Annotated in this window: 10 protein-coding genes; all 10 read right to left on the bottom strand. The window is 57.2% G+C overall.

From position 1 onward, the window contains the following. Positions 1-102 precede the first annotated feature (102 nt). A complete protein-coding gene (locus tag WD429_RS02560) occupies positions 103-639 on the bottom strand; it encodes a F0F1 ATP synthase subunit delta (protein ID WP_368420609.1) in 537 nt (178 codons plus the stop codon). 12 nt (positions 640-651) lie between these two features. Then, positions 652-1,122, bottom strand: coding sequence for a F0F1 ATP synthase subunit B (locus tag WD429_RS02555; protein ID WP_368420608.1), 471 nt, complete (start codon positions 1,120-1,122; stop codon positions 652-654). Positions 1,123-1,205: 83 nt separating this feature from the next. Next, positions 1,206-1,433 (bottom strand): F0F1 ATP synthase subunit C, encoded by a 228-nt coding sequence (gene atpE, locus WD429_RS02550; protein ID WP_368420607.1) that lies wholly within the window; start codon positions 1,431-1,433, stop codon positions 1,206-1,208. An 85-nt stretch (positions 1,434-1,518) separates the two neighbouring features. Next, complete coding sequence (atpB, locus tag WD429_RS02545; RefSeq protein ID WP_368420606.1) at positions 1,519-2,388, bottom strand: F0F1 ATP synthase subunit A; 870 nt, start codon at positions 2,386-2,388, stop codon at positions 1,519-1,521. Positions 2,389-2,406: 18 nt separating this feature from the next. Next, the gene (locus WD429_RS02540) at positions 2,407-2,799 is read right to left on the bottom strand and encodes an ATP synthase subunit I (RefSeq protein ID WP_368420605.1); all 393 of its coding nucleotides are present in this window, start codon (positions 2,797-2,799) and stop codon (positions 2,407-2,409) included. Between the two features lie 208 nt (positions 2,800-3,007). Next, positions 3,008-3,880, bottom strand: coding sequence for a ParB/RepB/Spo0J family partition protein (locus WD429_RS02535; RefSeq protein ID WP_368420611.1), 873 nt, complete (start codon positions 3,878-3,880; stop codon positions 3,008-3,010). 50 nt (positions 3,881-3,930) lie between these two features. Next, positions 3,931-4,725, bottom strand: a complete 795-nt coding sequence (locus WD429_RS02530; RefSeq protein WP_368420604.1) for a ParA family protein — start codon at positions 4,723-4,725, stop codon at positions 3,931-3,933. Positions 4,726-4,760: 35 nt separating this feature from the next. Further along, positions 4,761-5,405, bottom strand: a complete 645-nt coding sequence (gene rsmG / locus WD429_RS02525) for a 16S rRNA (guanine(527)-N(7))-methyltransferase RsmG (protein WP_368420603.1) — start codon at positions 5,403-5,405, stop codon at positions 4,761-4,763. Between the two features lie 9 nt (positions 5,406-5,414). Beyond that, on the bottom strand, positions 5,415-7,301 hold the full coding sequence (gene mnmG / locus WD429_RS02520; RefSeq protein WP_368420602.1) for a tRNA uridine-5-carboxymethylaminomethyl(34) synthesis enzyme MnmG: 1,887 nt from the start codon (positions 7,299-7,301) through the stop codon (positions 5,415-5,417). 353 nt (positions 7,302-7,654) lie between these two features. Continuing rightward, the gene (locus WD429_RS02515) at positions 7,655-10,801 is read right to left on the bottom strand and encodes an efflux RND transporter permease subunit (RefSeq protein WP_368420601.1); all 3,147 of its coding nucleotides are present in this window, start codon (positions 10,799-10,801) and stop codon (positions 7,655-7,657) included. Between the last annotated feature and the right edge of the window lies 1 nt (position 10,802).

The following is a 10,802-nucleotide window of genomic DNA, read 5'->3' as shown; positions in this document are numbered from 1 at the left end:
TCGGAAGAGATATCGAGTTTCTCGATTCTCTTCTTGATGATGTCACTGATCTCGGATGGATTCAGTTGCTGCATGCCTTTGTCCTCAAACCTTGTGCTGAAATCAGGAGCCCAGAGACTTGGCCATTTTGGCCAGCTTGCCTCGGACTGAAGCGTCGATAACCAGGTCACCCGTGTTGACAACCACACCGCCGATCAGGGACTGATCCACTGCGGTTTCCAGAGTCACCTTGCGCTCCAGCTTTTTGGACAGCGCGTCTATCAGTTGCTGCTGCTGTTCTGCGGTCATTTCAAACGCCGTGCTCACCTGAAGGTTCACAGTGCGCTCAAGATCCGCACGGTACAGGCTATACAGAGCTGAAACCTCCGGCAGCAGGGCCAGACGCTTGCTTTCAGCAAGAATCAACAGGAAGTTTCTGAGTGCTTCAGGCAGCGGCTCTTCAAAACAGTCTGCGAAGAGTTCCGCCTTGCGTTGCTCAGACAGGCCAGGATTGGCCAGAATGTTCTTTACCTCTTGGTCAGCCGCAACCTTGGCGGCGAAAGCCAGCGCCTGATCCCAGAGATCAACAGCATCCTGGTCTCGCGCTGCCCCAAATACGGCTTTCGCGTAGGGTCGGGCTAACGTTGTCAGTTCTGCCATGGTGACCCTCTTTTAGAGTTCTGCAGCCAGCTTGTCCAGCATCTCGCTGTGAGCTTTGGCGTCTACAGAGGTTTCCAGAATCTTCTCGGCACCGGCAACGGCAAGAACTGCCACTTCTGCTCTCAGTGCGTCGCGAGCCTGAACACGCTCCTGTTGAATTTCGGCCCTGGCCTGTTCTACAAGCTTGCCGCCTTCCTTGCGAGCATCGTCTTTAGATGCCTCAACAATCTGGGCGGCGCGCTTGTTGGCCTGGTCAATCAGGGCTGCAGCTTCTTGTTTCGCCTTGTGCATTTCTTTGGAGGCTTTTTCCTGCGCAAGTTCCAGATCAAGAGAAGCTCGATCTGCGGCAGAAAGGCCGTCCGCAATTTTCTTCTGGCGCGCTTCCATGGCCGCAATAATCGGCGGCCATACAAATTTGACGCAGAACCAGACGAAAATAGCGAAGGCAATCGCTTGCCCTATCAACGTAAGGTTTATATTCACGGCAATATACCTCTTGCTATTCGTTGCGTCCTGGTTTCCGGAAAACCGGGCACTGAATCAGTGCCCGGGCTTTTCGGGCGTAATTAACCAGCTACAACGAAGATCAGGTACATCGCGATACCAACACCGATCATGGGAACAGCGTCAAGCAGACCAGCCATGATGAAGGTCTTGGTTTGCAGTTGGGCCGCCATTTCCGGCTGACGCGCGGAAGACTCAAGCAATTTTCCGCCGAGCAGGGCAAAGCCGATACCGGTGGCCAGTGCGCCAGAACCCAGGATGATAGCTGCTGCGATGAATACGATTTCCATTTAAAACTCCTTAGCTTTCAGTTTATTAAAGGTTAATTGGGATTCTTCAATCCAGGTTTTTCAAAAACAGTTTCACATTGTCTATTTAATGATCTTCGTGGGCCTGACTGAGGTACACCACCGCCAGGGTTGTGAAGATGAAGGCCTGCAGGACAATAACCAGAATGTGGAAGATGGCCCATGGCACGTTGAGAGTCCACTGTACCCAGAACGGCAGAATCGCGATCAGGATAAACACTACCTCACCAGCGTACATGTTACCAAACAGCCGCAACGCGAGGCTCAGCGGCTTGGTCAGCAGGCCCAGAATCTCGAGTACCAGGTTGAAAGGAATCAGTGCCCAGTGGTTGAACGGGGTAAACGACAGCTCTTTCGCAAAGCCCCCAGCGCCCTTGACCTTGATGCTGTAGAAAATAATAAGCAGGAAGACCCCGATAGAGATGCCGAAAGTACCATTCGGATCGGTGGTCGGTACAATCTTGAAGTATTCCAGCCCCATGAGAGTGGCAATTTGTGGGATGAAATCCACCGGAATCAGCTTGAGGCTGTTCATCAGCAGTATCCACACGAACATGGTCAGGGCCAGCGGCGCAATAACCGGGTTCTTGCCGTGGAAACCATCACGGACAATGGTCTGAACAAATTCGACAGTCATCTCGACCATGTTCTGGATGCCGGAAGGCTGACCACTGGTCGCACGCTTTGCCACCATACGGAACAGTCCGAGGAACAGCAGACCCATGAAGATCGACCAGCCAAGGGTGTCAACGTGGAACGCTATAAACCCCATGTCGGTCGCTTCGGCGGACGTGCGGGCAAACGTCCAGGACGCTTCCTGCATTACGCTGACATCGTTGGTGTAAGGATCTACCCGTTCATAACCAGCGGGAAGCTTGCCATAGGTCAGATTCTGAAGGTGGTGTTGAATATATTCTACTGGGGTATCAGCTGCCATACTGCTCTCACGTCCAGTCTATAGCTGTTGTTTAGGTTGAATCAGGAAGCGCAGCACGCCACCGATGACAACCACTACAGCAAAAGTGAATAACAGAGCCGGCACATGTACTGGCTCCATCAAGATGAAAACGGCCGCAAAAAACACTGCGGTAAGGGCCAGCTTGATGCCTTCGGCCCTGAACATGTTGCCCACCATCAGCTGTGCGTTTCGTGCACCTTGGTACCGGTACATCCGGTGAGCAAAATACGCGTTTGGTATAATAAATATAAGACCGCCCACAAAGGCGGAATACCCGGCCAAACGACTTTCAATGGTCCATAACAGGCTCAGAATGACGATGACTGAAAACTCGATGGCCAACCAGCGGGCCAGAGGCAAGCGGGTGATTCGTGTCCGGCTGTTGTTCATACCACCTGCTGTCAATCCAAGCGCGCGAAATTATATGTGTTAACCGATAGGTGTTCAACAGAGTCAGTGTGAAAATTTGGTGGAAAAACAATCAATATTCCCGCCAGATCATAGCACTTTTGCACAAGTTGTGCTTTCTAACCATATTTATCACGATATGTGGTGGTTTCACCCTCAAAAACGACAGTAGGATGATTTTCCGGAATTTTTATCGGATGTGGCCCAGTATGCCGTCCAGTTCGTCGAGGGAACTGTATTCGATGACCAGTTTGCCCTTGCCGCGCTGGCCGTGATCGATCGACACCCGCGCGCCCAACCGGTCGGCGAGGTCGTCCTGAAGGGCACGGATGTTCGGGTCCACCTCACCGGAGCGCTTTTTGCGATCAGGGGCCTCCTGCTGAACACGGCGAACCAGGGCTTCGGTCTGACGCACCGACAGGGATTTGGCGACCACCTGCCGGGCCACCTGCATCTGTTGCTCCGGCGGCAGGGTGAGCATGGCGCGGCCGTGGCCCATTTCCAGGTCACCATGCTCGAGCATCAGGCGAACATCTTCGGTCAGGCTGATCAGGCGCAATAGGTTGGTAATGGTGGTGCGGTTCTTGCCAACGGCTTCGGCTACCTCGGCCTGAGTCAGGCCGAACTCGTCCTGCAGGCGCTGCAGGGCGAAGGCTTCTTCAATGGGGTTGAGGTTCTCACGCTGAATGTTCTCGATCAGCGCCATCGCAATGGCGGTATCATCGGGAACGTCACGGATCAGCGCGGGAATGCTGTCCAGCTCCGCCATCTGGGTCGCCCGCCAGCGGCGCTCTCCGGCGATCAGTTCGTAGCGGCCCTCAGCGATTGGCCGCACAACCACCGGCTGCATCACCCCTTGCTGACGGATGGAGTCCGCCAATTCCTGCAAGGCCGCCGGGTCCATGTCACGACGGGGCTGGTAGCGACCACGCTGAATCAGATCGACCGGAATTTCACGAAGTTCGCCATCGTGATCTTTCAGTTCCTGATCCAGATTGACTCGGGAGCCCTGTAACAGGGCTCCCAGTCCGCGTTCACCCAATCCTCGTTTCTTCGCCGCCATGGTGTCAGTCATTCTTCCTGATGAAATTCAGTGTGCAAAGGGCCGGTAGTTTACACCGCAACGGCCGTGGATGTCTTTTGCGAGCCATGCCGGCGGACCATTTCCCCAGCCAACGCCAGGTAGGCCACGGCCCCTTTGGAAACCCGATCGTATTTCAGCGCCGGCATACCATAACTTGGAGCCTCCGCAAGGCGCACGTTACGGGGAATCACGGCCTTGTATACCTTGTCGCCAAAATATTCGCTGAGCTGGCCCGACACATCCAGGGTCAGGCTGTTGCGAGGGTCGTACATGGTGCGCAGGATGCCTTCCACCTGCAGGTTCGGATTCACCGTTTCCTGGATCTGTTCCACGGTATTCATCAGCGCGGCCAGCCCTTCCAGTGCGTAATACTCGCATTGCATCGGAATCAGCACCGTGTCCGCGGCGGACAGGGCATTGACGGTGAGCAGGCTGAGAGACGGCGGGCAGTCGATCAGGATGTAGTCGTAGTTGTCACGGACGGTGTTGAGCGACAGGCGCAGGCGGTGTTCCCGGCCAATTTCATTCATCAGTTCGACTTCCGCCGCGGTCAGGTCACCGTTGGCCGGCATCAGGTCAAACCCGGACGCCTCAGCGGCCATAATGACTTCGGCCGCCGGGGCGCGTTTGGTCAGCATGTCGTAGCCGGACAGTTCCAGCGTGTTTTTATCCACACCGCTGCCCATGGTGGCGTTGCCCTGAGGGTCCATATCCACCAGCAGTACCCGCCGCTTGGTGGCCGCCAGCGAAGCGGCAAGATTGACGCAGGTGGTGGTTTTACCCACACCGCCTTTCTGATTGGTTACTGCAATCACACGCGCCATGTCTTGCCTCCTGTTCTGGGTTACCCGGTTGGGTGTTACCGGGAATGCGCTGCCCGGGCGATCATCAACAGATGGCGTTCGCCATCTGCACCGGGCACGCCCAGTCGTTCACTGAATGTTACCTGCCAGCCTGCTGGTAAGGCAGCCACTTCATCATCCGGATACTGACCTTTCATGGCAAGGAACTCGCCCGAGTTTGCCAGTAAACCGCCACACCAGTTCACCAGGTTGTCCAGCGCGGTAAACGCCCGGCTGCTGATCTGGGTATAGGGTTCGTCGGGGGTGCAGTCTTCCGCACGACCGTGAATCACCTCGACGTTGTTCAGGCCCAGCTCCAGCACACACTGTTGGAGGAACCGGGTTTTCTTGCCGTTGCTGTCAAGCAGGGTAAAGCGTGTGTCAGGCAGTGCGATCGCCAGGGGGATACCGGGAAGACCGCCACCGGCACCGACATCCAGCAACTGCGCCGTGGTGACCCAGGGCAGAATACTCAGGCTGTCCAGCAATTGCCGTGACACCATTTCCCGTTCATCCCGCACAGCGGTCAGGTTATAAGCCCGGTTCCACTTGTTGAGCAGAGTGAGAAACGCCAACAGCCGTTGCTGCTGGTCGCTGTTCAGGGGTAGCTTCATCGCCGCCAGCCCGTCCTGGAGCTGGCCTTGCCAGAGAGAATGAATCATAGACGCGAATCAGGCCGTTTGCTTGCGCAGCAGATCGCGCTTCTTCAGGTGCACCAGCAACTGGGACACCGCTGCCGGAGTCACCCCCTGTATGCGCGAGGCCTGAGCCACGGTTTCCGGCCGCACTTCCTTGAGCTTCTGCCGGATCTCGTTGGACAACCCACCAACGGCATCATAATCCAGATCCACCGGCAGCGCGGTGTGTTCGTTACGACGCAGGCGTTCGATCTCATCGGTCTGGCGGGAAATGTAGCCTTCGTATTTGATCTCGATTTCCACCTGATCGGCCACCACCGGGTCTTCCGCCTGGGCGGCACCGATTTCAGCTATTTGCTGGTAAGCCACCTCAGGACGGCGAAGCAGCTCCGCCAGGGTCTGATCCCGGGTCATCGGCTGCTTGAGAAAACCGTTGGCGCGCTCACCCGCGTCGGTGTTGGGGTGAATGCGGGTGCCTTCGAGCCGGCTCCGCTCGGCTGTGATCGCTTGCCGTTTCTCGTTGAACTGCTGCCAGCGGTGGTCATCCACCAGACCGAGGTTGCGACCGGTTTCGGTCAGGCGCAGATCGGCGTTGTCTTCCCGCAGGATCAGCCGGTATTCGGCACGGCTGGTAAACATGCGGTAGGGCTCGGAGGTACCCATGGTGATCAGATCGTCCACCAGAACCCCGAGGTAGGCTTCATCCCTACGCGGGTACCACGCCTCTTTCTCCTGAGCTTTCAGGGCGGCGTTGATGCCCGCCAGCAATCCCTGCGCACCGGCTTCTTCGTACCCGGTGGTGCCGTTGATCTGGCCGGCAAAATAGAGACCCTGAATGAACTTGGTTTCCAGAGTATGGCGCAGATCCTGCGGGTTCAGGAAATCGTATTCGATGGCGTACCCAGGCCGGGTGATATGGGCGTTTTCGAACCCGGGAATCGACCGCACCGCCGCCAGCTGGATATCGAACGGCAGGCTGGTGGAAATGCCGTTGGGGTATAACTCATGGGTGGTCAGGCCCTCGGGCTCGACAAAAATCTGATGGGAGTCCTTGTCGGCAAACCGGTTGACCTTGTCCTCGATGGACGGGCAATAGCGGGGGCCGATGCCTTCGATGTTGCCGGCAAACATCGGCGAGCGGTCAAAACCACTGCGGATGATGTCGTGAGTCTGCTCGGTGGTGCGGGTCACATGGCAGCACACCTGCTCCGGATGCTGCTCCCGGCTGCCGGTAAAGGACATCACCGGGGTCGGCGCATCGCCCCATTGCTCCTGCATGACCGAAAAGTCCACTGAACGGGCATCAATTCGCGGCGGTGTGCCGGTCTTCAGACGGCCGACGTTGAACGGCAATTCCCGCAGGCGCTTGGCCAGGGCGTTGGCCGGCGCATCACCGGCGCGACCACCGGCATGGGCCTGCATGCCAATGTGGATAACGCCACCGAGAAAGGTGCCCGTAGTCAGCACCACGGTTCTGGCGTTGAAGCGGATACCGGTCTGGGTGACCACGCCGGTTACCTGATCGTTTTCCACAATCAGGTCGTCCGCCGCCTGTTGGAACAGCGTCAGATTCGGCTGGTTTTCCAGGGTGTGACGAATTGCCGCCTTGTACAACACCCGGTCCGCCTGGGCTCGGGTGGCGCGCACGGCTGGCCCCTTGCGGCTGTTGAGCACCCGGAACTGAATGCCAGCACGGTCTGTCGCGGCGGCCATGGCACCGCCCAGGGCGTCAATTTCCTTGACCAGGTGGCTCTTGCCAATGCCACCGATGGCGGGGTTACAGGACATCTGGCCCAGGGTTTCGATGTTGTGCGTCAGCAGCAGGGTTTGCGAACCCATGCGCGCAGCCGCCAGTGCGGCTTCGGTGCCGGCATGACCACCACCAATGACTATCACGTCGAAACGGCTCGGAAAATCCACAGTTCACCTCGGAATTCGGGGGATAAAAACAGGGCGGCGAGTATAACGCCTTGCCTAAAAAAATGCAGTCAGAATGTGCAAATTTTAACCAGAATTGGTGGCACTGGGAACCGACAGTAGGTAAAAACCGAAACTATCAGGTTTTCAGTAGGTTGTATAAGAGTCCTCAGAAAACTTTTCAAGAAAGTTATCCACACCTATGAACACTTATTATGCAACATAAAATCAATGATAACGCTATGTTTTTCAAAGTATTAATTTAAAGCATTCAAGTCTTGTCCGAGTGTTATTCAACACTTTATCCACAATAACGCTGACTTTTCTGGTGCCGTTTTAAAGAAGGCGGCGGGCCGTCAGAAATCGTTGGCCCGTTTCTGGGGTGCGGCGGCCAGCCCCTGGCCGCCCGCCGATCCCGTGGCCTGCTTTTCCAATTCCACTTCCACCGCGTTGGCGGATTTGGTAAACCGCGCCAACAGGTTATAAAGCACCGGTATGATGAACAACGTCAGAGTTGTCGCGAACACCAGCCCGCCGAGAATGACCACGCCAATCGACGCACGACTTTCGGCACCGGCCCCGGTTGCAATGACCAGCGGGACCGCACCAAACACCGTGGAAATGGTGGTCATCAACACCGGGCGAAAACGCAGTATGGCCCCTTCCAGAATTGCGTCCTGCACTTCATAGCCCTTGTCCCGCAACTGGTTGGCAAATTCCACGATGAGTATGCCGTTCTTGGCCATCAGCCCCAGCAGCATGACGATACCGATCTGACTGTATATATTCAGACTGATGCCCGACCAGAACAGGGCAAACAACGCCCCGGTGATCGCCAGCGGCACCGACAACATGATAATCAATGGGTGAATCCAGCTTTCAAACTGCGCCGCCAGCACCAGGAACACGATGACAAACGCCAACCCGAAGGTGAGATAAATAGCAGCGGACGAATCCTGGAACTCGCGGCTCAGGCCTTTGTAGCTGATTCGGGCCTCCGGCGGCAGGTTGTCCACAGCCAGGTTATTCAGGTACGTCAGCGCTGACCCCAGATCGTAGCCATCAGCCAGGGACCCGCTGATCACCACCGCTGGTAACCGGTCGATTCGCCGTAAATCCGGGTTCGACCCGATTTCGTTCACCGACACCAAGGCCTGCAGTGGAATCAGATCTCCCCCCGCTCGTGGCCGCAGGAACACCTGTCCCAGATCTTCGGGCGTTGCCCGGTCCGCATCCGTGGCCTGAACAATGACGTCGTATTCACGGCCCCGATCCACGTAGGTGGTGACCTGCCTTGAGGCCAGCATGGTCTGCAGGGTCAGCCCGACATCTTCAATGGTAATGTCCAGATCCGCAGCGCGCTCCCGATCAATGTTGACCCGGAGCTCCGGTCGGGTGAGTTCGAAATCCGTTTCCAGATTCAGCAAATCCGGGTTTTCCTTCGCCCGCTCCAGCAGCTCTTCACTCCAGGCCTGCACCGATTCGTAATCCGGACCACCCACCACGATTTCCACCGGCTGATTGAAACCACGCTGGCCCAGTCCCGGCGGATTAATCGCTACGGCGCGAATGCCGGGGATGTCCGCCAGTTTCTGGCGCAACTCGCTGGTCACCTGTTGCTGCTTGATGTCGCGATCTTCCCAGGGCTCCAGACCCATGATCATGAACGCGTTATCCGCTTCGTTACGAAACCCGACGATCGACAGCAAACGGTTCGCGGTGCCGTCTTCCATGTAGGGGAGCAGTTTTTCTTCCGCCTTGCGGACGTGATGATCGGTGTACTCAACCGTTGCCCCCCGGGGAGCACTGGCTGGCATGATAATCACACCCCTGTCTTCAATCGGTGCCAGCTCCTGGGGCAATTTTGGAAACACCACCGCAATAAGCACCATGCCGACCAGCCCCAGGCCGATCAACAAGCCGGGCTGGCGCAACGAGAAACGCAGCATCCGCTGGTAGCCCCGGGTCAGGCCGTTGAGACCGTTTTCGATGAAGGTCCAGGCACGATGGCCTTCTGCGGTTTCAGGGCTGTGTTTCAGCCATTTGGAGCACAGCATGGGAGCCAGGGTCAGGGCCACCAGGCTGGAAAACACCACCGCTGCCGCCAACGTAAAACCGAATTCGGCAAACAGGCGGCCGATGTTGCCGCCCATGAAGGAGATGGGTACGAACACCGCCACCAGAGTCAGCGTTGTTGCGATAACGGCGAAGGCCACCTGCTTGGCCCCACGATAGGACGCCAACAGCGGCGGTTCGCCTTCGTCAATGCGGCGCTGAATGTTTTCCAGCATAACGATGGCGTCGTCCACCACCAGGCCGATGGCCAGAATAACCGCCAGCAAGGTCAGCACGTTGATGGAGAAACCCAGGGCACCGAGACCGATGAAGGCCCCGATCACGGCCACCGGTATGGTGACGGCGGGAATCAGTGTCGCCCGCCAGGAGCGCAGAAACACAAAAATAACCAGGATCACCAGGGAAACGGAGATCGCCAGGGTGATCATGACCTCCTTGATGGAGGCGCGGATAAAAATGGATTCGTCATAATTCTCGGCGATGGACACTTCCTGGGGCAGGGTTTTCCGGATTTCCTCCAGTTCCGCGCTCACCAGGTCGGACACCGCCACGGTGTTGGCCTTGGACTGCCGGATAATGCCCATGCCAATGGCGGTTTGGCCATTGGCCCGCAGTCGGCTGGTGTCGGATTCAACGCCCATCTGGACATTGGCAACCTCGCCCAGTCGCAACAGGTCGTTGCCGTCGCGGCGGATCACCAACTCACGGAATTCTTCCACGGAGGACAACCGCCCCTCGGCACGCACGGTAAAGTCCCGGGTGGCGGATTCCACTGTGCCCGCCGGCAACTCCACGTTATTGGCCCGCAATGCCCGCTCTACCTCGGAAACCGTAATGTCCCGGGCGGCCAGCCGTTCCCGGTCGAGCCAGACCCGGATGGCGTAACGACGCTCACCACCAATCCGCACATCTGCGACGCCATCGAGTACCGACAGGCGGTCCGCCAGTACCCGCTCGGCAAAATCACTCATCTCGGCACTGCCCCAGACATCGCTACTCAGAGTGACCCACATCATCGGACGGGCGTCGGAGTCGGCCTTGCTGACGACCGGTGCTTCGGCTTCCTCGGGCAATTCATCACTCACCCGCGATACCGCATCGCGCACATCGTTGGCGGCAATATCCACATTGCGGGAGGTATTGAATTCGATACTGGTGCGGGATTCGCCCTGTTCAGTGGAGGATTCGATAGAGCGGATGCCTTCGATACCACTGATGGCCCCTTCGATCACCTGAGTAATCTGGGTATCAACCACTTCCGCTGCAGCACCGGTGTAATCGGTGGAGATAGACACCACTGGCGGGTCGATATCGGGGTACTCGCGCACTGGCAAACCAAACAGCGCGGCCAGGCCGAACACCAGAATCAACAGGCTCAGTACCGTGGCGAAAACCGGTCGCTTGATGGAAATATCGGAAAGAATCATC

It is taken from the genome of Marinobacter sp. (assembly GCF_040904845.1).
In the GTDB taxonomy this organism is placed as follows: domain Bacteria; phylum Pseudomonadota; class Gammaproteobacteria; order Pseudomonadales; family Oleiphilaceae; genus Marinobacter.
The sequence above is the reverse complement of the archived record's forward strand: the minus strand, read 5'-3'. Positions and strand labels throughout refer to the sequence as shown.

Bases quoted from the DNA above. Each gene is read 5' to 3' on its own strand.
- WD429_RS02560 (WP_368420609.1), bottom strand. From the start codon at position 639: ATGGCAGAACTGACAACGTTAGCCCGACCCTACGCGAAAGCCGTATTT.
- atpE (WP_368420607.1), bottom strand. From the start codon at position 1,433: ATGGAAATCGTATTCATCGCAGCAGCTATCATCCTGGGTTCTGGCGCA.
- atpB (WP_368420606.1), bottom strand. From the start codon at position 2,388: ATGGCAGCTGATACCCCAGTAGAATATATTCAACACCACCTTCAGAAT.
- WD429_RS02540 (WP_368420605.1), bottom strand. From the start codon at position 2,799: ATGAACAACAGCCGGACACGAATCACCCGCTTGCCTCTGGCCCGCTGG.
- WD429_RS02535 (WP_368420611.1), bottom strand. From the start codon at position 3,880: ATGGCGGCGAAGAAACGAGGATTGGGTGAACGCGGACTGGGAGCCCTG.
- WD429_RS02530 (WP_368420604.1), bottom strand. From the start codon at position 4,725: ATGGCGCGTGTGATTGCAGTAACCAATCAGAAAGGCGGTGTGGGTAAA.
- rsmG (WP_368420603.1), bottom strand. From the start codon at position 5,405: ATGATTCATTCTCTCTGGCAAGGCCAGCTCCAGGACGGGCTGGCGGCG.
- WD429_RS02515 (WP_368420601.1), bottom strand. From the start codon at position 10,801: ATGATTCTTTCCGATATTTCCATCAAGCGACCGGTTTTCGCCACGGTA.